The organism is Hymenobacter sp. B1770, assembly GCF_049896385.1.
Taxonomy (GTDB): Bacteria; Bacteroidota; Bacteroidia; order Cytophagales; family Hymenobacteraceae; genus Hymenobacter.
In genome coordinates, this window is sequence record NZ_JAFCUF010000016.1 from 24,466 (window position 1) to 45,340 (window position 20,875).

At 57.0% G+C, this 20,875-nt stretch carries 21 protein-coding genes; 13 read left to right on the forward strand and 8 right to left on the reverse strand.

The genetic code is table 11. The features are described 5' to 3' along the window. Positions 1 to 20: 20 nt before the first annotated feature. From ACP7AJ_RS20765 to rsmA, 8 genes are all read right to left on the reverse strand, one after another. Positions 21 to 2,432 (reverse strand): glycoside hydrolase family 2 TIM barrel-domain containing protein, encoded by a 2,412-nt coding sequence (locus ACP7AJ_RS20765; RefSeq protein ID WP_426062140.1) that lies wholly within the window; start codon positions 2,430 to 2,432, stop codon positions 21 to 23. A 269-nt stretch (positions 2,433 to 2,701) separates the two neighbouring features. Next, positions 2,702 to 3,670 (reverse strand): hypothetical protein, encoded by a 969-nt coding sequence (locus ACP7AJ_RS20770; protein WP_426062141.1) that lies wholly within the window; start codon positions 3,668 to 3,670, stop codon positions 2,702 to 2,704. Positions 3,671 to 3,795: 125 nt separating this feature from the next. Beyond that, complete coding sequence (locus ACP7AJ_RS20775; RefSeq protein ID WP_426062142.1) at positions 3,796 to 4,503, reverse strand: alpha/beta hydrolase family protein; 708 nt, start codon at positions 4,501 to 4,503, stop codon at positions 3,796 to 3,798. 227 nt (positions 4,504 to 4,730) lie between these two features. Then, positions 4,731 to 5,564 carry a nuclease A inhibitor family protein gene (locus ACP7AJ_RS20780; protein WP_426062143.1) on the reverse strand — a complete coding sequence of 278 codons (834 nt, stop codon included), beginning with the start codon at positions 5,562 to 5,564 and terminating at the stop codon, positions 4,731 to 4,733. A gap of 149 nt (positions 5,565 to 5,713) precedes the next feature. Beyond that, on the reverse strand, positions 5,714 to 6,187 hold the full coding sequence (gene greA / locus ACP7AJ_RS20785; RefSeq protein ID WP_092668529.1) for a transcription elongation factor GreA: 474 nt from the start codon (positions 6,185 to 6,187) through the stop codon (positions 5,714 to 5,716). Between the two features lie 103 nt (positions 6,188 to 6,290). After that, entirely contained in the window at positions 6,291 to 7,256 is a 966-nt protein-coding gene (locus ACP7AJ_RS20790) for an NAD(P)-dependent oxidoreductase (protein ID WP_426062144.1), read from the reverse strand. 4 nt (positions 7,257 to 7,260) lie between these two features. After that, positions 7,261 to 7,644, reverse strand: a complete 384-nt coding sequence (locus ACP7AJ_RS20795; RefSeq protein ID WP_426062145.1) for a hypothetical protein — start codon at positions 7,642 to 7,644, stop codon at positions 7,261 to 7,263. 126 nt (positions 7,645 to 7,770) lie between these two features. Continuing rightward, positions 7,771 to 8,604, reverse strand: coding sequence for a 16S rRNA (adenine(1518)-N(6)/adenine(1519)-N(6))-dimethyltransferase RsmA (rsmA, locus tag ACP7AJ_RS20800; protein ID WP_426062163.1), 834 nt, complete (start codon positions 8,602 to 8,604; stop codon positions 7,771 to 7,773). 199 nt (positions 8,605 to 8,803) lie between these two features. Here rsmA and ACP7AJ_RS20805 point away from each other — a divergent pair, with 199 nt between their 5' ends. From ACP7AJ_RS20805 to ACP7AJ_RS20865, 13 genes are all read left to right on the forward strand, one after another. Then, positions 8,804 to 10,261: a leucyl aminopeptidase family protein gene (locus ACP7AJ_RS20805; protein ID WP_426062146.1), complete on the forward strand. Its 1,458-nt coding sequence runs from the start codon at positions 8,804 to 8,806 to the stop codon at positions 10,259 to 10,261. A 132-nt stretch (positions 10,262 to 10,393) separates the two neighbouring features. Then, positions 10,394 to 11,422, forward strand: a complete 1,029-nt coding sequence (gene pdxA / locus ACP7AJ_RS20810) for a 4-hydroxythreonine-4-phosphate dehydrogenase PdxA (RefSeq protein WP_426062147.1) — start codon at positions 10,394 to 10,396, stop codon at positions 11,420 to 11,422. 190 nt (positions 11,423 to 11,612) lie between these two features. After that, positions 11,613 to 12,146 (forward strand): YceD family protein, encoded by a 534-nt coding sequence (locus ACP7AJ_RS20815; RefSeq protein ID WP_426062148.1) that lies wholly within the window; start codon positions 11,613 to 11,615, stop codon positions 12,144 to 12,146. 60 nt (positions 12,147 to 12,206) lie between these two features. Next, positions 12,207 to 12,437, forward strand: a complete 231-nt coding sequence (gene rpmF, locus ACP7AJ_RS20820) for a 50S ribosomal protein L32 (protein WP_201983809.1) — start codon at positions 12,207 to 12,209, stop codon at positions 12,435 to 12,437. A gap of 115 nt (positions 12,438 to 12,552) precedes the next feature. Beyond that, positions 12,553 to 13,494 carry a phosphate acyltransferase PlsX gene (gene plsX / locus ACP7AJ_RS20825; RefSeq protein WP_426062149.1) on the forward strand — a complete coding sequence of 314 codons (942 nt, stop codon included), beginning with the start codon at positions 12,553 to 12,555 and terminating at the stop codon, positions 13,492 to 13,494. A gap of 151 nt (positions 13,495 to 13,645) precedes the next feature. Beyond that, on the forward strand, positions 13,646 to 14,668 hold the full coding sequence (locus tag ACP7AJ_RS20830) for a beta-ketoacyl-ACP synthase III (protein ID WP_426062150.1): 1,023 nt from the start codon (positions 13,646 to 13,648) through the stop codon (positions 14,666 to 14,668). Between the two features lie 126 nt (positions 14,669 to 14,794). Continuing rightward, positions 14,795 to 15,358, forward strand: coding sequence for an elongation factor P (gene efp, locus ACP7AJ_RS20835; protein ID WP_426062151.1), 564 nt, complete (start codon positions 14,795 to 14,797; stop codon positions 15,356 to 15,358). A gap of 25 nt (positions 15,359 to 15,383) precedes the next feature. Further along, the gene (gene accB, locus ACP7AJ_RS20840; RefSeq protein WP_426062152.1) at positions 15,384 to 15,857 is read left to right on the forward strand and encodes an acetyl-CoA carboxylase biotin carboxyl carrier protein; all 474 of its coding nucleotides are present in this window, start codon (positions 15,384 to 15,386) and stop codon (positions 15,855 to 15,857) included. A 147-nt stretch (positions 15,858 to 16,004) separates the two neighbouring features. Further along, positions 16,005 to 17,351, forward strand: coding sequence for an acetyl-CoA carboxylase biotin carboxylase subunit (gene accC / locus ACP7AJ_RS20845; protein ID WP_426062153.1), 1,347 nt, complete (start codon positions 16,005 to 16,007; stop codon positions 17,349 to 17,351). An 81-nt stretch (positions 17,352 to 17,432) separates the two neighbouring features. Further along, positions 17,433 to 18,032, forward strand: a complete 600-nt coding sequence (locus tag ACP7AJ_RS20850) for a hypothetical protein (RefSeq protein WP_426062154.1) — start codon at positions 17,433 to 17,435, stop codon at positions 18,030 to 18,032. A 20-nt stretch (positions 18,033 to 18,052) separates the two neighbouring features. After that, positions 18,053 to 18,433, forward strand: a complete 381-nt coding sequence (locus ACP7AJ_RS20855; RefSeq protein ID WP_426062155.1) for a hypothetical protein — start codon at positions 18,053 to 18,055, stop codon at positions 18,431 to 18,433. A gap of 611 nt (positions 18,434 to 19,044) precedes the next feature. After that, positions 19,045 to 20,451 (forward strand): dihydrolipoamide acetyltransferase family protein, encoded by a 1,407-nt coding sequence (locus ACP7AJ_RS20860; protein ID WP_426062156.1) that lies wholly within the window; start codon positions 19,045 to 19,047, stop codon positions 20,449 to 20,451. A 149-nt stretch (positions 20,452 to 20,600) separates the two neighbouring features. Continuing rightward, positions 20,601 to 20,822, forward strand: coding sequence for a hypothetical protein (locus ACP7AJ_RS20865; protein ID WP_426062157.1), 222 nt, complete (start codon positions 20,601 to 20,603; stop codon positions 20,820 to 20,822). Positions 20,823 to 20,875: the final 53 nt, after the last annotated feature.

Below are 20,875 nucleotides of genomic sequence, written 5' to 3' on the forward strand. Positions count from 1 at the left end.
CGTCAGACCAAGAGAGAATCTTATTCAACAACTATTTCAACATCGGCCCCCGGCAGCCCCGGCGCAGTGGCACGTAGCGTGACCTTTCCCGCCTGTTGGCCGCCCTTGATGATGACCATGCAACGGCCCTGCCAAGTAATGCGCTCTGGGCGCTGGTAGCTCTCAAGACTGATGGGGTTGGCATTGCCCACGCCGACAATGGTGCCCAGCCCCGTGAGGGCAAATTGCAGCGGCAGTTCTGCTTTTGGATTGCGAGTGCCTTTCTGGTCCAGCACCTCGACGCTGACGTAGCTTAGGTCCTGGCCATTGGCCCGAATGGTGCCGCGGTCCGGCGTGAGCCGGAGCCGGGCGGGCGCTTCGGCTGAGCGCAGCTCGGCAGTTCCTACTTTTTTCTTGCCGTTGTAGCCCACGGCCTGCAGCACCCCGGCCTGGTACGGCACCGACCAGTTGGCTTGAAAGCGAGTGGCGCGGGTGGTGGGCTTGCTGCCCAGGGAGCGGCCGTTCAGGAGCAGCTCCACCCGCTCGCACGACGAATACACTTCGACATTTAATGGCTTGTTTTCCTGGCCGGGCCACGTCCAATCGGCCAGCACGTCATGCCATTCCCATTTGCTCCACTCCTCTTTGCCTGGATTAAGCGGAAATGATGGCGTGGGCGGCTGCACGAATAAAGACACTTGGCTGGGCTTCCAGAGCGCGTCACGGTAATACGATTGGGGCCGTTTCCAGCCGCAAATATCCAGGTCGCCGCAATAGGCCAGATTCCACGGAAAAAAGCTCTGATTTTGCCAATAGCCAAGCCAGCCAATGCTGGCCTCCCCAATGTAATCGAAGGCCGTCCACACGAAGTCGCCCACCACGTAAGGGTGGTCCATCACGTCCATCCAGCTGCCAAACGCCTCCAAGGGGTACGATTCTGCCCCGTACATCACGCGCTGCGGCAGCCGGGCATTGTCCTGGGCGTAGATATCCGGCTGGTGGTGGTCGCCACCGGCCGCGTAGTTGTAGCCCGATACATCGAGTACGCCAAAAAATGGGTCTTTGTCAGGATTCAAGCCATTCACCCCCGATGTGATGGGCCGCGTGGGGTCTAGTTTCCGAATATAATCCGCCAGCTGCCGGGCCGTTTGCACCCCCGCCAGTGAGCCGCGCTCCGGAATTTCGTTGCCTAAACTCCACATGATGACGGAGGGGTGGTTGCGGTCGCGCCGAACCATGCTGGCCACGTCGTGCTGCCACCACCGGTCAAAGTATAAGTGGTAGTCGTAGGGGTTTTTGGCTTCGCGCCACATGTCGAATGCTTCGTCGATGACCAGCATACCCAGCCGGTCGCAGGCGGCCAGCAGTGCGGGTGCGGGCGGGTTGTGGGCGCAGCGAATGGCGTTGTAGCCGCTGGCTTTCAGCAGTTCTATCTTACGTTCCTCGGCCCGGTCGTACGACTTGGAGCCCAACGGGCCGTGGTCATGGTGAATGCATCCGCCTTTGAGTTTCAACGGCTGGCCATTGAGGCGAAAACCATTCTGAGCATCCACCGAAATCGCGCGCACGCCAAAGGGGGTTTCCACACGGTCGAGCAAGCGTTGCTGCTCATACACTTCGGTGATGGCCGTGTACAGCCGGGGCTGGTCAACGGACCACCGCTCCGGCGACTTAATGGAAAGCGCTTGGCTCACTTCGGCCGTAGCGCCCGCTGCAACCGCTTGTTTAGATTCGGTTTTGGCTACTTCCTGGCCCTTGGCATTCCGAATCCGGGTGACGAGCGTCACCTCAGCGGCTTGGCCGCTTTGGTTGGTAAGCGCGGTAAAGGCCCGCACCTGTGCCGCGGTAGCCGTCACCTCCGGCGTGGTGAGGTAAGTGCCCCACGGCGCCACGTGCACCGGCGCTCGGACGCTGAGCCACACGTGCCGGTAGATGCCCGAGCCAGAATACCAGCGGCTATTCAATCCTTGGTTATGCACTTCGACGGCGACCACGTTCGGGCCGGTTGGCTTTACTAGGTCCGTGACGTCGTGCCAGAAGCTGGTGTAGCCGTACGGGTGGCGGCCCAGCGACTTGCCATTGACCCACACTTCAGCGTTCATATAAACTCCTTCAAACATGAGCTGCACCCGCTGGCCCGCCGCGCCCGCTGGCAGCTCAAACGTTTTGCGGTACCAACCGCTGCCGCCCGTAGTGAAGCCGCCACTCACCTGGCTGGGAGCATCTGGGCTGAAAGGTGAAGTTGTGCCGGGCAGGTCCTCAATGCTCCAGTCGTGGGGAAGGTCCACCGGGCGCCACGCCTTATCGTCGAATTCTGGCTTTTCCGCGCCTTGCGCGCCCCCCCGATGAAAGCGCCAACCGGCGTCAAACAAGCTGGTGGTACCCGGAGCGGACTGGGCTTGGCCAGAGCTGAGCAAAAACATAAGCAAAACAATGCCGAACAGTTCTTTCATCTGGTATCTGTAAAGAGCTACGCCAATTGTAAATGCGATGTTTGAAACACCACAAACTGTGCATTTATCCAAGCATAGGGATCCGCCCAAATATAGTCGGGCCTTCCTGACATCACTCAGCCCTCTTTTAAGTACGGTGCGAAACAGGCAGTGGTGCCACGATTTTCCCCCACGGGCTTCGTAGCACCACTGCTTGTAAAAGAAGGTCCTCGGCCGGTTGGCATCAGGCTCACTTGGTTAGCCTGATTGCGCTAGTTGTATAGTCCCAGTTAAAAACGTCGCGTGAACGAGAGGCCGGTGCCACCGATTTGGCCCGGGTAGTTTACCACAGACACAGCCGTACGCCCTGCATCGGCCGGGCGGTGGTGCAGCAGGTTCCAGAAGCTTAAGGCGGCAGTAGCAGTACCGGCTCCAATATTTAAGAATGAAACCGCCCGCTCGGCAGCAAAAGATTTCCCAGTTGGCAGGCCATATCCGGGGTACCTCCCCCCGTTGGGCTCGTCGGCGGGCAAGCGCAGCGCCCCGAGCAGGACTTGGCCAGTACCGCTGAGCACGCCAGCGTAGGCGGCCCCGCGCCCGGCATCGGGCTGGTTAAACTGGCTGGCGTTGGCGGCGGCCAGCATCACGTTGATGCCGCCCCACACGGCCGAGCCCACGGCATAGCTGGTGGGCACGGGGTTGGCTGACAGCACCGGATTGGGTGAGCCATAGGTGGGCTGGATGAGGGCACATTCCGCTTTGGTAAGGCCCGAGGCCCGCACCCAATCGGCCAGGGCGGGCACCTGCATCTCGGCAATCAAATCGTACTGGTGGGCTTGGTTGATGCGCTCAGCCACTGGCCGGCCAGCAGTTTGGGCCACCAAATAGCCCACGGCGCACAAGCGGCCGTCGCGGTCAATAAAACAAGGGCGTCGCTCGCCGGGGTAGTCGTAGTTGCGCGGAAAAAACCCCGCTACCCAGTAGCCGTGCAGCAGGTCGAGCAAGTGGGTCCGACGCTTGGCCAGGGCTGCGCTTAGGTTAGCTGGCGTTTGCTGGCGCAGAATGCGCTCGGCATAGGCTAGGTGTGCCTGCACCCGCGCATCGTCGTTGGTGCCGACTTCGGGCTCGTGGCCGGCAGCGGCCACGTAGCCAGCATTGCCCACCAGAGCATTCACCTGGTCGGTGGCGAGAGGCTGGGGCTGCTGCTGGCAGGCGCTAAGGCTCACGGCCAGCAGCAGCATCGCATAGATTTTTTTCATGGGTGACAAGACCTGAACTGCGGGCAACCACCCGCTTTCCGCCTTGACCGCCCACTCCCGCCCGCGGTTGCACACCTTGCTGACGATATAATTTCTATGCAACTGCCACAACCTGCAACGAGCAACTAACGCCGTTTGGAAGCTAGGAACCGCGTCACTTCCCTCACATACTTATCGCCGAACACTGTTTCGGTGAGCGTGGGCATGCCTTGCATATGACCTCCTTCAAAGGCCAGCAGCTGCCGCTTCTGCCGGCGCCGGGCCGTTCGCACCACAGCCACCGAATCTGCCAGCGGCGTGTTCAGGTCCGCTGTCCCGCCAATCAGGAGCCATGGGCATTTGATGCGCGGCGCGGCATCAGCGTAGGTGGCAGCTTCTGCTGGCAGCGTAACCACCTTTTGGCGGCTCTGCCACTGGTACCCAACCAAACGCTGGGGGCTGCCCACGTATCCCTCGGCCACAAAAAAATCGGGTTGGCCAGCAGCAGCCACTTCACTCCCCATAATGGTGCCCATGGAAAAAGCAATTATACCTGTTCGGTTCCGAGGGAAACGGTGCCGGGCATCAGCCAGCACGGCCGCTAGGTCCACCGTGAATTCTTGGTAATACAAGCGCAGCGGGTCAATCATGAAGTCGGAGCTGTGGCCAAAACCGCGGTAATCGAACAGGCATACCCGGTAGCCCGCCGAAGCCAGCGCCTTAGCTTGGTCCAGGTAATAAGACATGTTGCCGAAGTCGCCATACGCCACCACCATGGTGGTGCGCTGGTCGGGCACTTTAGGGTCAGGTTCTATCAGCCAGCTGGTCAGGGCCGCTCGGTCTGGCGTTGTCACAAGCACCGTCTGATAGCAGAGCCCTTTAGAATTGGGGGTATTTATCCATTCCTTGCTGGGTTTAAGAGCCCAAACCGAAACCGTGTGAATGAAGAAAAGGGCAACAAGTAGCCAACGATGCATACGTATAGAGCTCAAGCGTGTGGTAGAATGTGCTGCTACCTACACCAATCAACTCCGAACGTTGCACGCACCGCCCTTCTCTAGATGAATCTGCTGGATGTTGCTCAGGTTTCCGTCAGCACCGTTTTAAAGCCGGCGAGTGTCCCGTCGGTGGTACGGCCCAGCGCGTAGGCATGCACCTGGGGACCTTTGCCTACGCGGTACACCTTCGTATCATCCAGTTCCTGCTTCATAAACATTTGCAGCGCCTTGTAGCGATTAGCCAAGTTCACGTCGCCCAGCACGCCGTTGTCGGCCGTGTGGTTGCGGAGAAACTGCGTGAGCTCCACCTTCTCCACCGACCCGTCGGCCGGCTCGCCCAGCGCCTTGAGCAGTGCAGCATCAGAAAGCTCGCCTCCTGGCGCGGCATACGCCACGGCTACCAGGGGCGCATCCGATTCACTCATGAATACTAGGCCTTCCACCTGCTGTTGCAGTTGCGGTGGCAGGGCAGCCCCGGCATCCCCGGCAGCGCTGGCTTTGGCTTCGCTTAGCCCACTGCCGCCTTCCACTTTGGCCGCAATGGCCAAAGCCAGCTCCTGCATGCGGGCCTCGGGCACTTTGATTTTGGGGTTGGCAAAGTTCATGTCTGACACCTTGTTCATCGGAATCAGGTGAATGTGCACGTGCGGCACCTCCAACCCAATCACAGCTACGCCAATGCGCTTGCACGGCACGGCGGCCAGCACCGCCCTGGCCACGCGTTGCGAAAACGCGTGCAGGGCCGCCAGCTCATCGGTCGGCAAGTCAAAAATGTAGTCAACTTCCTTCTTCGGAATCACCAGCGTGTGGCCTTCCACCAGCGGCGTAATATCGAGAAACGCTAGGTGGCGGCCGTCTTCGGCTACTTTGTAAGCCGGCAGCTCGCCGGAAACGATGCGGGAGAAGATGGAAGGCATAAGGCTCGGTTGTCAGTTACTCGTTGTCAGTTGTCAGTTGTCAGTTGTCAGTACGAATAAACGAGAACAATTCTGCGAAGGCTGAGCCGCTGCAAAAAAAAGAAAGGGCAGCACCCCACGGCACTGCCCTAACAACTGACAACTAGACCCTAACGGGTGATTTCCAGAATTTCAAACTGTAGCTTGCCGGCTGGGACAATAATTTCGGCCGTATCGCCGGCTGACTTACCCAACAAGCCTTTGCCTATGGGCGACTTCACCGAAATTTTGCCGGCTGCCAGATTGGCTTCTTCCTCAGCCACCAAGGTGTAGTCGAGCACCATGTTGTTCTTCAGGTTCTTCAGCTTTACCTTGCTCATAATGAGCACCTTACTGAAGTCCATATTGGTCTCGTCGATAACGCGGGCGTTGCCCACTACTTCTTCGAGCTTGGAAATCTTGAGTTCCAGGAGGCCTTGGGCGTCCTTGGCGGCGTCGTATTCGGCGTTCTCGCTCAGGTCGCCTTTGTCGCGGGCTTCGCGCAAATCTTCGGCAGCTTTGGCCCGGCCGCGGACCTTGAGGTCCTGAAGTTCATCCTTCAGTTTTTGCAGGCCCTCGGGGGTGTAATAGTTGATGGTGGACATAAGATGTAGCGGCTGGAGGGTTTGGCTAAAAAGCAAGGAGAACGGCTGGCACTGCCAACCGTTCTCCCTCCTTAGGTTCGCTGCAAAGATACGCAAAAACGGACTAGCTCCCTGCTGCTCCGGTTTTGTTGTCGGAGAGGAAGGCGCCAATCTTCTTTACCAGCACTTCATTGATGCGGGCATAGCTCTGGTGTGTCCAGCCACCGATGTGGGGCGAGAGTATCACATTTGGCGCGCTGCTCAAAAAAACAAACCGCGCCTGCTGTTCCGCGTTAAGCGTGCTAAGCTTTTCATTTTCCAGCACATCGAGCGCGGCGCCCCGCACTTTCCCTGTTTGCAGGGCTTGCACTGCTGCGGCGTGGTCCAGCACCTCGCCCCGTGCGGTGTTGAGCAACCAGATAGGTGATTGAAAACCTTGGACCAGGGTCTCATTTACGAAATGATGGTTCGCCGCCGAGTAGGGAATGTGCAGGCTCAGCACCTCGGCGCGGGCCTGCAGTTCCAGCAGGCTCACCAGCGTGGCAAAGTCGTCGGCCGGGCAGGCTGGGTCAATGTCATGGGCCAGCACGGTGCAGCCAAAGGCTCTTAAGCGGCGCGCAAAAGCCCGCCCCATATGCCCGTAGCCCAATAAACCGATGGTCTTGCCGCCCACTTCTTCCCCACGGTTGGCTTCCCGGCGCCACTGGCCCTGCCGCACTTCCTGGTGGGCCGGCACAATGTTCCGAAACAAAGCCAGGAGCAGACCTATCGCATATTCGCCCACGGCATCGCGGTTGCCCTCAGGCGCGTTGAGCAACGTCACGCCCGCTGCCGCCAGCGCAGCTTCGTCGATGTTGTCGACCCCGGCCCCAGCCCGCGCTATATACCGCAGCTGTGGTCCGTGGCTTAACAAGTCGGCCGTAATACGCAGCTTACTGCGCACCATCAGCCCTTCGTAGGGAATCGCAGCCAGCGCGGCTGGAACGTCGGCCGCAGCTAAACTAGGTCTGTAATCAGTTTCTACTCCAATCGACTGCAACCTCTGTTGCAAGGAGTCGTGCATTTCGTCTATTACCAGGCAAAGACTCATAATTTCAAAAATCTGACGAAAGATGCAGCGTCGAATCAATACCCAATTGCTTCAGCTGCTTTCGAAACGCTCGCAAGTCAAGCGGACCTATTGCCGTTTGTTTTGCGATGAAATAACTAACAGCATTCTTCTGAAACAGAAAATACTGCTCCTCATCCCGAATCGCTACGTGGGTTTCGCTGAAGCTAACAGCGCTGACGTTGCTGAGCAGAGGGGCGAATGCTTCAGTTGATTCGTCATCGAAATACAAGATAGTTTTAGTGTCTGCGGCTGTTTCAGTGTAGTATTTCCCCGCAAGAGGAATTTGGTTTTGGTCATCAAACCAAAAACACCCCTGGAGCATAAAGGCCGACACTACCCAACTGCTGATTCGCTTTACACCTTTCATATTAAGCTGTTTGAACTCGCAGTGGTGAAAGAGCAGTACGCAGTAGAGGGGCATTATTTTGCGTCTCATTGTTGAATAATGACGCTTAAACAATCTCTGAACAGCGAATACAACAAGACACTACCCCTACACAGCTAAGTCATTCAAGTCAAGGTCGGGCAGGGCTGCGCTGGCGCCGGCATTGTGCTGTGCAACACGCTGCGTCAGGCCCACAAAATCTGCCACAGCCAGCTGCTCCGCCCGCTTCTCAAAAATGGCGTCTGTAGTGGCCTCGGTCGGCAGGCCAAACGGCTTCAGGGCGTTGCGCAGGGTTTTGCGGCGCGTCTGAAAGGCCTGCTTCACTACCCGGAAAAACAGCTTCTCATCGCAATCCAATGCCACCGTTTCGTTGCGGGTCAGGCGCACCACGGCCGACTCTACCTTGGGCGGGGGCACAAACACGTGCGGTGGCACCGTAAACAGGTACTCAATCTTATAATACGCTTGCAACAACACGCTCAAGATGCCATAGGTCTTGGAACCAGGCGGCTCGGCCAAGCGCTGGGCTACTTCTTTTTGAATCATGCCCACTACTTCGCGCACCTGCTGCCGGTTCGCCAGCACCTGGAAAAAAATCTGGCTGCTGATGTTGTAGGGAAAGTTGCCGATGATGGACAAGGCCTGCCCAGGAAACAGGGTGCTCAGGTCTTGCCGCAAGAAGTCGGTGGCGTAAATCCGGTTTTCCAACGCCGGGTAATGCGCCTTTAGGTAAGCCACCGACTCGGTGTCGATTTCTACTACACTGGTCTGGTAGGCAGGATTTGCGAGCAGGTACTGCGTGAGCACGCCCATGCCCGGCCCAATCTCGAGCACCTGTCCTACGTCGTTGGGCAGTTGCAAGGCAGCCACGATGTTACGGGCAATGTTAGGGTCAGCCAGAAAGTGTTGGCCAAGGTGTTTTTTGGGGCGAACGGTGTTCACGTCGTTGATTTTTAAGGGAAACAGAACGTCTTGCTGCGGCTGCCGAAGCAGCTCGGCCGGGTGGGTACCCACGGCCTTCTACCGAAACAGTACGATTGTTTGGGCGGGCTCAGCCTGACGTTCTTCATTCATTGCGTCAAAAACCTCACCGCCTAAACTGTACCTTGCGGACTCAAATCTACGGCCTTCACTCCCGCTCATGTCCTTAGCCCTTGCCCACGTGGCCACCGCGCCGGCCCAATCAACACAGGTGTTCATCCTGTCGAATGGCACTACTGCCCTGCCCACCGGGGCTGTCGGCGACCTCTCAGCCGAAGCTCAGCAGTACGTAACCACCGCTCTGGCCGACGACCAGAAGCTCATTCATCTCAACCATTTCACGCACCACCACTTCTTTGTGGTGCTTGCCAAAAAGCCAACCGCCGAGCAAGTGGCCGAGGCCCTGCGCCGCAGCGGCCACACCCTGCACGGCCAGCTGAAAAAAGAAAAAATAGCCGAGGTCTACGTTCACAACCTCAGCGAAACCCCCGACGCCGCCTTATTACTCACCGAAGGCCTGGCCCTGACAGCCTACCAGTTCGAAGGCTACAAAACCGACGAAAAATCGCGCAAGCCCGCCACACTCACCAAAGTTTCGGTAGTGGGTGACGCTGCCACGCTTGACTCAGTAGCTGAGCTCGACGGCCTGCTCCAGGGCGTGTTTCTGGCCCGCAACCTAGTGAACGCCCCGCTCAACAAACTCAACGCCATTCAGCTGGCCGAGAGCATCGCTGCTGCTGGCGATGAGGCCGGCTTCACCACCGACATTCTCGACCTACCCAAAATCGAAGCCCTGCGCATGGGCGGTCTGCTCGCCGTAAACATGGGCTCGCCTGAGCCTCCCACGTTCAGCATTCTGGAATGGAAGCCTGAAGGTGCCCAAAACGCCAAGCCTTATGTGCTGGTGGGCAAAGGCGTGGTGTTCGACACCGGCGGCCTCAGCCTCAAGCCCACGCCCAACAGCATGGACATGATGAAGTGCGACATGGCCGGCGGCGCGGCCGTAGCTGGCACCCTCTTCGCCCTGGCCAAAAACAACGTACCCCTGCACATTATCGGTCTCGTACCAGCCACCGACAACCGCCCCGGCGGCCTTGCCTACGCCCCCGGCGACGTCATCACCATGCACAGCGGTCTCACGGTTGAAGTAAAAAACACCGACGCCGAAGGCCGCCTGCTGCTGGCCGATGCCCTGAGCTTCGCCAAAAAATACGACCCCGAGTTGGTTATCGACCTCGCTACTCTGACCGGAGCGGCCGTACGGGCCATTGGCACCGAGGCCTCTGCCGTAATGGGCACGGCTGATGCCGCTATCAAAGAGAAGCTTGCTACCGCAGGCTTTGGCGTGCACGAGCGCCTCGTCGAGTTTCCCCTCTGGGACGAATACGCCGACCACATCAAGTCCGACATCGCCGACCTCAGCAACCTCGGCAAAGGCGAAGCCGGCCAAATTTCTGCCGCCAAGTTCCTCGAGCGCTTCGCCGAAGGCTACCCCTGGATTCACCTCGACATCGCCGGCCCGGCTTATCTCACTGCTGCCGAAAGCTACCGGGGCAAAGGCGGCACCGGCGTGGGCGTGCGGCTTCTGTATAAATTTCTGACAAAGAAGCTGTCTTAGCTGTTCGTGCCTCAGCATGACAGTTAAAGTACCAGTGTGTCTTCGACCAACGCCACACTTTCCGGTTACTAAATCGCCCCGCGCCGCGACGGCCCGGCTAACGGCCCACCCTAACTCCAAACCATCAGCATCTTGCCACCTCTCCCCCGCTTAGGATTTTCCGTTGGCGACCTTGCCGGCATCGGCCCTGAGGTCATTTACAAAACGCTGCTCGATGAGCGGCTATTGAAGATTTGTACGCCGGTCGTGTACGGTACCGCCACCGACCTTTTCCACGACTTCCCGGTTGCGTCCGACGCCGAGCCCCTCATGTTCCGGCAGTTGCGCGACGCAGCAGATATCGCCCCTGGTCGCCTCAACGCTGTCACGTGCTGGGAAGAAGACTTTGTCCTCGCTCCCGGCCAGCCTTCGCCTGCTACGGGCCAGGCCGCGCGCGAAAGCCTGCTGGCTGCCAGCCGCGACTTGAAAGCTGGCAAACTCGACGCCATTGTCACAGCGCCCATTAGCAAGGACAACACCCAGTCCGACGACTTTCGCTACCCCGGCCATACCGAGTTCCTCACCAGTTACTTCGATGCTCCCGAGAGCTTGATGTTTTTGGTAGATGAGAGCGGTTTGCGCATTGCCACCGTCACGGGTCACATGCCACTCAAGGATGTGTCCACGCGCCTTACAGCTGAGCTGCTACGCACCAAAATCACGCTGCTGCTGAAATCATTGAAGCAGGACCTTGGCATTCTCCGGCCCCGTATAGCTGTGTTGGGCCTTAACCCCCACGCGGGCGAAAACGGCCTGCTGGGCAGCGAAGAAGGCGACTTGGTTTCGCCCGTCATCCAGCAGTTTGCGCAAGACGGCCACTTGGTGTTTGGCCCCTTCCCGGCCGATGGGTACTTCGGCACCCAGCAATTCCGGCAATTCGACGCCACCCTGGCTCTCTACCACGACCAGGGCCTGATACCCTTCAAGCTGATGGCCTTCGAGCAGGGCGTGAATTTCACAGCCGGCCTGCCAGTGGTGCGCACATCCCCCGACCATGGCACGGCTTACGGGTTGGCTGGCCAGTTTAAAGCCGAAGAGTCGTCGTTTCGGGCAGCGGTATACCTGGCCTGCAAGGTGTGGCAACAACGCTGGGAGGACGCCCAGCCCCGCTCTGCACGCTAAGAGCGGCTGCACCCCAGGGGCACTAATCTCGTGTGGGATACGTATAGGAGACCGTGGAATTTGCCAAATACCAGCTGACCATCAACCCTAAAACAACCTGTTTAGGGCTGTAACTGCTAAGAAAGTTGGCCTTATTCTTTGGCAAAAAGCCAGAATTTCATTACTTTTGCCCCCTGCTATTCAGCCGACCGTGAAAAAAGAAAGCCAATACGACATCAATCTAGCCAAACTGGCGCTGAAAACGCATCACTTTGAGTTTGAATTGGGTCCCGACTTTTTTGCCTTATTCGACCAGCCTTTGGTTGAGCAAGGCAATCTGCATGCTGACGTCGAGTTAATTAAGACCGAGCGGCTGCTAACGTTGAATTTTCATATCACCGGCAACGTGCGCCTAATTTGTGACCGCAGCCTCGACGAGTTCGACCAGCCGCTGGACATTGAAGAACAGCTGCTGGTGCGCTTCGGCGACGAAAACAAAGAGTTGGACGACAACGTGCTGCAAATTGTGCCCGAGACCCAGGCCTTGCCCTTGGCGCAGCACCTGTACGACTACATCGGCCTCGCGCTGCCTATGAAGAAGCTGCACCCGCGCTTCCAGAACGAAGCCGACGAAAACCCTGATGCTCCCACCAAGCTCATCTTCAGCACCCGTCCTGCTGATGACGAGCCCGATGACGACGAGCCGGCCGACCCGCGTTGGGCCGCGCTGCGCAACCTCAACTAAGCGCCCCGAGTCGCTTCCACTCGTTCAACGAAACTTCAATTCCCCTAATTCAACAAAACCATGGCTCATCCTAAGCGCCGCACCTCTTCCGCCGTTCGCGACAAGCGTCGCACGCACTACAAGCTTACCCCGAAGGCCGTTACCTTGTGCCCCAACACGGGCGAGCTGCACCTGCGCCACAAGGCCTATGTAGTTGACGGTGACCTGTACCACAACGGCCAGCTGGCCATCAAAAACTACTCGAAGGTGAGTGCGGCACCTGCTGCCGACACCACCGGCGACGACGAATAGCGCGTCAGGTTGTTATTTCGCGGTACCTTACGGTCCGGCTTCGCTCTTTTTTAAGCCAGCGGGGCCGGACTTGTAGTTACCGCCCCTTTCCCTGACCTTCCCAAACACCTTTTACATGAAAATAGCCCTCGACGCAATGGGCGGCGATTTCGCCCCCCAAGCCGCCGTGGCGGGTGCCCTGCTGGCAGCCGAACAACTAGCCGGCCAGGCCACCATCGTCTTAATCGGTCAAGAGGAAGCCGTTCGGCCCCTGTTGCAAGCCGCTGGTGCCGCGGCCGACGCTCTCGAGTTCGTACCTGCATCGCAGGTCATCGACATGGCCGAGCACCCCGCCAAAGCTTTCCAGCATAAGCAGGATTCCAGCATTGCTGTGGGCTACAAATTGCTGCTAACAGGCGCTGTTGAAGCGTTTTGCTCAGCCGGAAACACTGGCGCCATGCTCGTGGGCGCCATGCTCACGGTGAAGGCCGTGCCCGGGGTAATTCGCCCAGCTATTGCCAACTTCGTCCCCAAACTCAAAGACAAATTCGGCATTCTGCTCGACGTGGGTGCCAACGCCGAGTGCAAGCCCGAAATGCTGGAGCAGTTCGGCGAATTGGGCTCTTTGTATGCCCAATACGTGCTAGGCATCGACCAACCCAAAGTGGGCTTGGTGAACCTGGGCGAGGAAGAAGGCAAAGGCACGCCCCTCACGCAGGCGGCCCACCAGCTAATGAAGGCAAATCCCCACATCCACTTTATCGGCAATATCGAAGGGCGCGACATGTTCAACGACAAGGCCGATGTAGTGGTAGTTGACGGCTTCACCGGTAATATTCTGCTAAAAATGGCCGAATCCATCTATGAGATGATGGACGAAAAGCAGATTCACGACCCGTTTTTCGACAAGTTCAATTACGAGGCTGTGGGCGGCTCTCCGATTCTGGGCATCAACGACAACGCCATTATCGGCCACGGACGTAGTACGCCCCTAGCCATTGCCAATATGCTGGTGCAGGGGTTCAACATGGCTAAATCTGGGATTGTCGAACAAATTAAGGCTACTTTTAAGAGTTAAAGACTGTCCTCAACTGTGAAAAAGTCCCCGGTTCCGGCCGGATTTTTTTTAAAGTCACAATGGTCTGCCGTCGTCAACCAGGGAGCCATGTGATTGCACATTTTAGGCTCCGGTTCCCTTTTTCTCGCTTGCCCCGCCTACTTTTGCTTGTATGAAGATTACTGCTGCCATCACCGGCGTGGGTGCTTATGTGCCCGAATATGTGCTCACCAATGCCGAGCTTGAAAAGCTGGTCGATACGACCGATGAGTGGATTATGTCCCGAACTGGCATCCAAGAGCGCCGCATTCTGAAAGGTGTAGACCAGGGTGCTTCGGTTATGGGCATCAAAGCGGTGCAGCAACTGCTCGATAAAACCGGTACCAATCCGGAAGACATCGACTTGCTCATTTGTGCTACCACTACCCCCGATGTTTTGTTTCCGGCCACGGCCAACATCATTTCCAATGGCGTGGGCATCACCCGTGCCTTCAGCTACGATGTAAACGCAGCCTGCTCCAGCTTCCTGTTTTCGTTGGCCACCGGCGCCCAATTCATTCAGGCGGGCACTTACAAAAAGGTAATTGTGGTGGGCGCCGACAAGATGTCGTCCATTGTCGACTACACCGACCGTGCCAACTGCATCCTGTTTGGCGATGGCGCCGCCGCTGTGCTTCTTGAACCCAATGCCGATGGTTTTGGCCTGCTCGACCAGGTGCTGCGCACCGATGGCAGCGGCGAAGCTTATCTGCACCAGAAAGCCGGCGGCAGCCGTCGTCCCCCCACGCACGCCACCGTCGACAATAAGGAGCATTACATTTACCAGGAGGGTGCTACGGTATTCAAATTTGCTGTGAAGAGCATGGCCGACGTTGCCGCCCAGGTAATGGAGCGCAACCAGCTCAGCAACGATGACGTGGCCTGGCTGGTGCCTCACCAGGCCAACAAGCGCATCATCGATGCCACAGCCAACCGGATGGGGGTTGGCCCCGAAAAGGTAATGCTTAACATTCACCGCTACGGCAATACCACCAACGGCACCATTCCGCTTTGCCTAGCCGATTATGAAAGCCAGCTGCAGCGCGGCGATAACCTAGTGCTGGCCGCCTTTGGTGGGGGATTCACGTGGGGCTCCATCTACCTTAAATGGGCCTACGACGGTGCTGCCGCGGCTGCTAAAGTTTCAAAAGCGTAAATCAGGGTTCAGCCGCGATTTACATTTCCAATACCATCTGAATAACGTTCTGAAGATGAAGAATTGACCTACGGTCACTCCAGTATGTAATTCCTCATTTTGATTTTTTAATTAAAAATTCCCACAATGGCAAGTACCGCCGACTTTCGCAACGGCCTCGTCCTTAATTACAACGGCGAGTTGCACGTCATCACCGAATTCCAGCACGTGAAGCCGGGCAAAGGCCCCGCTTTTGTACGTACCAAGCTGCGCAACATCAAAACCGGCCGTGTTATCGACAACACGTTCAACGCCGGGGTGAAAGTGGAAACGGCCCGCGTAGAGCAGCGCCCTCACCAGTTCATTTACAAGGACGATTACGGCTTCACGTTCATGGACAACAGCACCTTCGAGCAGATTGTGCTGCCCGATGCCATGGTGCCGTTTGCCGACCTCATGAAAGAAGGCCAGGAAGTAACCATCCTGATGCACGCCGAAACCGAGCAGCCTCTCACCGCCGAACTGCCCACCACCGTGGAGCTGATGGTGACTTATACCGAGCCCGGCCTAAAAGGCGACACCGCCACCAACACGTTGAAGCCCGCTACGGTAGAAACCGGCGCCCGCATCCAAGTGCCGCTGTTCATTGACCAGGACACCAAAATTCGGGTAGACACCCGCAACTACGCTTATGTCGAAAGAGTCAAGTAAAGATTCGCCCAAAAAGGACGCTGCCATGAAAGCCAAAGAATTACAGGAACTGCTCGATTTTATCGCTAAATCGGGACTGAACAAGGTGAACATTGAAACCGAAGAGTTTAAAATCTCGGTGCAGCGTGACCCCAACACCAAACACGTGGTGAGCATGTCGGCTCCGGCCAGCAGCCCCGCTCCTGCTCCGGCCGCAGCGGCCCCAGCCCCCGCTCCGGCGGCCGCTCCGGCTCCTGCCGCCCCGGTTGAAGCTCCTGCCGCTAACCACCGGGCCCTGAAGGCGCCCATGATAGGCACTTTCTACCGCAGCAGCGGCCCCGACACGCCTTCATTCGTGCAAGTTGGCGACAAGGTGGAAAAAGGCCAGGTTATCTGCATCATCGAAGCGATGAAGCTGTTCAACGAAATCGAAGCCGAGGAAAGCGGCCGCATTGTGAAGGCCATGGTTGAAAACGCTACGCCGGTAGAATACGACCAGCCTTTGTTCCTGATTGAGTAGTACCCCCATTCATCATCCTGAGCGCAGCGAAGGACCTTAGGATAGCAGGGCAAGAAGCAGCAACCCATTGCTGAATATTGCCTTCATCTGCTAAGGTCAATTGCTGCCCTCAGGATGACTGGTTTTATCTCTGACCAAAACCCACCTATGTTCAAGAAAATACTCATCGCCAACCGGGGCGAAATTGCCCTGCGCATTATCCGCACCTGCAAGGAAATGGGCATCAAAACGGTGGCTGTGTACTCAACTGCCGATAAGGAAAGCCTGCACGTGAAGTTTGCCGATGAAGCCGTGTGCATCGGGCCGCCGGCATCTGCCAAGTCTTACCTGAGCATGCCCAACCTGATTTCGGCCGCCGAAATCACCAATGCCGATGCCATTCACCCTGGCTACGGCTTCCTCTCGGAGAATGCGGAATTCTCGCGCATCTGCGCCGAAAACGGCATCAAGTTCATCGGAGCCTCGCCCGAGATGATTAACCAGATGGGCGACAAGGCCACGGCCAAAGCCACGATGATTAAGGCTGGCGTGCCCTGCATTCCGGGCTCGGTGGGCTTGCTTGAATCGGTAGAGCAAGGCAAGAAAATTGCCAACAAAATCAAGTACCCGGTTATCCTGAAGGCCACGGCCGGTGGCGGCGGGCGCGGCATGCGCATCATTCACTCCGACGACGAGTTTCAGAAAGCATGGGACGACGCCCGCACGGAGTCCAAGGCGGCTTTCGGCAACGACGGCATGTACTTGGAGAAGTTCGTGGTAGAGCCTCGGCACATCGAGGTGCAGATTGTGGGCGACCAGTTCGGCCACGTGTGCCACCTTTCGGAGCGCGACTGCAGCATTCAGCGCCGCCACCAGAAGCTGGTGGAGGAAGCTCCTTCTCCCTTTATGACCGACGCACTACGCGAGAAAATGGGTAAGGCGGCCATTGCCGGTGCCTCGGCCATTGGCTACGAGGGCGTGGGCACCATTGAATTTCTGGTTGACGCGAACCGCGACTTCTACTTCATGGAGATGAACACCCGCATTCAGGTGGAGCACCCCGTCACGGAGGAAATCATCAACTACGACCTCATTAAGGAGCAGATTAAGGTGGCGGCAGGAATTCCGATTTCGGGCAAAAACTATTTCCCGAAGATGCACGCCATGGAGTGCCGCATCAACGCCGAAGACCCGCGCAACGGCTTCCGTCCGGCGCCGGGCCGCATCACTACGCTGCACATCCCCGGCGGCCACGGCGTGCGCGTCGACACGCACGTGTATGCCGGCTACCAGATTCCGCCCAACTACGACTCTATGATTGCCAAGCTCATCACCGTGGCCCAAACCCGGGAGGAGTGCATCGTGAAAATGAAGCGCGCCCTAAGCGAGTTTGTGGTAGAGGGTGTGAAAACCACCATCCCCTTCCACTTGGCGCTGATGGACAACGAGCAGTTCCGTGAGGGAAATTTCACGACGGCTTTCCTGGAGCAGTCGTTTGATTTCTCGACGATTTAGGCACTTATTTGTTTGTAAGCAGCAACGCCTAACCATCTTTGGTTAGGCGTTGCCGTTTCCATCTGCTTATCCTGGCCTGCCATGAAAAGATTGCTTTTTCTTTTGGTCATCGTCATGACCTGTTTTCAGGCAATGGCCAAGTATTCTCCCACAACACTAGCAGGATTGGTAGATGAATCAGACCTGATTATCCACGGTGTGATAGTATCAGTGCAAGAGAAGTCCGTTACGGTCAAGCCCCTGAACGTCGTCAAGGGAGCTCGGCCCGAGGCAATAGTCACCCTGGATAAGTTTGAAGATTGGACATGTGCATCCCGCTTTACTTCTTATAAGGTAGGTCAACAGGGATTTTTATTCCTAAAAAAGAGAACGACAACAGGAGTTTATTTTTCATTAGGGTCAGGAAACGAAGTAGAAATTCCCGTTCTAAACCAGAAGGTTTTTTATAAAAACCCTAACCCAAACTACGTCAAAGGCCTTCAAACTTTCTTTGTTTATGGGGGCACCATTCTTGGCCACGTCTATAATTACAACAGCTTCGTGGATGCCATAAAATTCTACATGGCAAATCGGGCTGCCATGAATGCTTCCAAAAACCTGCAGGATGAGCTATCGAAAAGCCCTGCGCTACGACGCATCTTCGCAGAGTTGCAGTATTACCGCCCCAACCGTTTCTACTAAATTCATCGACGCTATTGCTTATGTTTAATCTATATGCGCTTTCGTTCCGGCTCTCCCTCTCCCTTATTGGAGTAGGCGCCGGGCTGGCCATGTCCGGCTGCTCGGATACATGCAGCGGCAACATTGAAACAACAGTGCTCTACGCCAAGCCGGGACCGAACGGCGTGGGCCGGTCCATTTACGTCAACGTTGTGAACAAGCCCGAATTGGGCATTAAGAAAACACTCATGTACGAGGGCAAGGAGTTTGGCACTTTTGAGGAAGTCGTTATCATCAACGACCCGGAGAATCGGTTTGCTTCGAATCGAACCATCTGTTTCACTAACTACCGCACTTTGCCCGCCGCAGCAGGCGGGGGGTTAGAAGAGGAAGGCATACCGCGAATTCAGGTAGATAAATAGTAATATCTCCATTTGTGGGCTACTATTATTTATTGTTTAGCATTGCAACGGTTTGTGCTGGAACCGCCTCTAAAAACCGATGCGCATTACGAAGTTCACCCCAATTATGCGAATAGGCTTGCTACTTATTTGCCTGCTTGCTGGATACACACTCCCTTGCTTCTGCCAAGGACGAGACACTGCGCTGGCGGTACATAAGCTTTTTAAACAACGGCGTATCGGCGGTGCCTCCTGGGTAGGCACTGGCACTCAGGTAGCGGCAGATTAGAGCGTTGGCTGGCGCTCGATTCGCTCGACCTCGGAGAATACAGCAGCAGCAGTGGTTAATGGTGGTGTGCCAATTGCAGTGGGGCTCATGCAGATGGGGCGCTTTAGCCAGGAACGCGAAGAAGCCATCCTGAAAAGGTATGCGGAAGGCTGGTCCATTCCCCCGGATATTCGACGAAAGCTGCGTCGCAAACATTTTCACCGTACCTCCCGGGATATACTGGAGCCATAATTCCTATTTGAACGCCCCCTCCGCACATTGCGCCGGGGGCGTTCGGCTTTGTGTCTACCTTTGCCCCACCAAATTCCCATCCCACCTTAACTCCCAAAATACCCCTCCTAATATGGCACGAGTGGAAATGACGATGCCCAAAATGGGCGAAAGCATCATGGAAGGCACCGTCCTGAAATGGCTCAAGCAAGTTGGCGACTCCATTGAGCAGGACGAATCGGTGCTGGAAGTGGCCACCGACAAGGTTGACACCGAAGTACCGGCTATCTACGCCGGCGTGCTGCAGGAAATTCTAGTTCAAGAAGGCCAGGTTGTGGCCGTGGGCGCTCCCATTGCCATTATGGAAACAGATGCGGCTGCCGCAGGTGCTTCAGCACCGGCCAGTTCTCCCGCAGCCTCACAAGCGGCCTCTGCCAACGGCACGCGTCCAGATGCTGGCGTGGCCGAAGTGCCCTACCTGCCGGAAGCTGGCGGCTCACAGGCTGCGCAAGGTGCGGCCAATGGCGCCGTGCACCAGCCCGGCCGCTTCCTTTCGCCGCTGGTGCTCAGCATTGCCCGCGAAGAAGGCGTGAGCATGACCGACCTCGAATACTTACCCGGCACGGGCAAGGAAGGCCGCGTGACTAAAAAAGACATTTTGGACTATGTGGCGAGCGGCAAGCAGCCCCTGGCAGCTAGCGCAGCCGCACCGGCAGCTGCCCCAACGCCCGCGCCGGCAGCTGCAGCCCCAGCCGCCCAGCCACAAGCTGCGCCGGCCGCGGCCCCAGCCCCACAAGCCGCCAGCACCAAGCCTGTGCCCAGCGTGAGCGGCGGCCAGGAGCTGATAGAAATGGACCGCATGCGCAAGATGATTGCGCAGCGCATGGTTGATTCCAAGCGCATTTCGCCCCACGTCACGAGCTTCGTGGAAGCCGATGTAACGGACCTGGTAAACTGGCGCAACAAGCACAAGGACGCCTACAAGAAACGTGAGGGCGAAAACCTCACTTTTACGCCCATCTTTATTCAGGCCGTGGCCCGCGCCATTCAGGACTACCCGATGATTAACGTGTCGATAGACGGCGACTACATCATTAAGAAGCGCGACATCAACATTGGCATAGCTGTGGCTCTGCCAAGTGGCAACCTGATTGTACCTGTCATCCACAACGCCGACCAGCTCAACCTGAACGGCCTGAGCAAGAAGGTGAACGACCTGGCCAACCGCGCCCGCGCCAATAAGCTCAAGCCCGAGGACCTGGAAGGCGGCACTTATACGCTCAGCAACGTGGGCTCTTTTGGCAACGTGATGGGCACGCCCATCATCATGCAGCCGCAGGTGGCCATCATGGCCGTGGGCGCCATCAAGAAGAAACCAGCAGTGATTGAGACGCCCCACGGCGACCTCATTGGCGTGCGCCACTTCATGTTCCTCTCGCACAGCTACGACCACCGCGTGGTAGATGGCTCACTCGGCGGCATGTTTGTGCGCAAGGTGGCTGACTACCTTGAGCAGTTTGACCCGAACACGGCCATCTAAAATCGTGTATTAATAAGCCGAAACGTCATGCTGAGCGAAGTCAAAGCATCTTGCGTGGGGTAGTTAAACCCAATCGATGGAATTACTGCTGCTGGCGAGATGATTCAACTTCGCTCAGCATGAGGTTCTGTTCTTTAGAAGTTTTCAGTATGAAAATTATGTTCATAGCGACCTTGGTAATTGCCATGGCCCTTATTGGCTTTCTTTACCAGCAGCTCAGCTCAACGCAAGACGCGCTTAAGACCTCCCAGCAGCGCTTCACCGATTGCCAACAAGTCACGTTTCAATTGCAAAACCAATTGGCTCAGGTGCAAAGGGAGGCCCGCGGCGATACTGTGCGCAGCCGGCCGCAGGGCGCAGGTGGACGTTAGTGCTAAACCACGGTGCTTGAAATGCAAAAGGCTGCTTCTGAAATTCAGAAGCA

Coding starts and splice junctions, on each gene's coding strand:
- ACP7AJ_RS20765 (WP_426062140.1), bottom strand. CDS start 2,432: ATGAAAGAACTGTTCGGCATTGTTTTGCTTATGTTTTTGCTCAGCTCT.
- ACP7AJ_RS20770 (WP_426062141.1), bottom strand. CDS start 3,670: ATGAAAAAAATCTATGCGATGCTGCTGCTGGCCGTGAGCCTTAGCGCC.
- ACP7AJ_RS20780 (WP_426062143.1), bottom strand. CDS start 5,564: ATGCCTTCCATCTTCTCCCGCATCGTTTCCGGCGAGCTGCCGGCTTAC.
- greA (WP_092668529.1), bottom strand. CDS start 6,187: ATGTCCACCATCAACTATTACACCCCCGAGGGCCTGCAAAAACTGAAG.
- ACP7AJ_RS20790 (WP_426062144.1), bottom strand. CDS start 7,256: ATGAGTCTTTGCCTGGTAATAGACGAAATGCACGACTCCTTGCAACAG.
- ACP7AJ_RS20795 (WP_426062145.1), bottom strand. CDS start 7,644: ATGAAAGGTGTAAAGCGAATCAGCAGTTGGGTAGTGTCGGCCTTTATG.
- ACP7AJ_RS20805 (WP_426062146.1), top strand. CDS start 8,804: ATGTCCTTAGCCCTTGCCCACGTGGCCACCGCGCCGGCCCAATCAACA.
- rpmF (WP_201983809.1), top strand. CDS start 12,207: ATGGCTCATCCTAAGCGCCGCACCTCTTCCGCCGTTCGCGACAAGCGT.
- plsX (WP_426062149.1), top strand. CDS start 12,553: ATGAAAATAGCCCTCGACGCAATGGGCGGCGATTTCGCCCCCCAAGCC.
- ACP7AJ_RS20830 (WP_426062150.1), top strand. CDS start 13,646: ATGAAGATTACTGCTGCCATCACCGGCGTGGGTGCTTATGTGCCCGAA.
- efp (WP_426062151.1), top strand. CDS start 14,795: ATGGCAAGTACCGCCGACTTTCGCAACGGCCTCGTCCTTAATTACAAC.
- accB (WP_426062152.1), top strand. CDS start 15,384: ATGAAAGCCAAAGAATTACAGGAACTGCTCGATTTTATCGCTAAATCG.
- accC (WP_426062153.1), top strand. CDS start 16,005: ATGTTCAAGAAAATACTCATCGCCAACCGGGGCGAAATTGCCCTGCGC.
- ACP7AJ_RS20850 (WP_426062154.1), top strand. CDS start 17,433: ATGAAAAGATTGCTTTTTCTTTTGGTCATCGTCATGACCTGTTTTCAG.
- ACP7AJ_RS20855 (WP_426062155.1), top strand. CDS start 18,053: ATGTTTAATCTATATGCGCTTTCGTTCCGGCTCTCCCTCTCCCTTATT.
- ACP7AJ_RS20860 (WP_426062156.1), top strand. CDS start 19,045: ATGGCACGAGTGGAAATGACGATGCCCAAAATGGGCGAAAGCATCATG.
- ACP7AJ_RS20865 (WP_426062157.1), top strand. CDS start 20,601: ATGAAAATTATGTTCATAGCGACCTTGGTAATTGCCATGGCCCTTATT.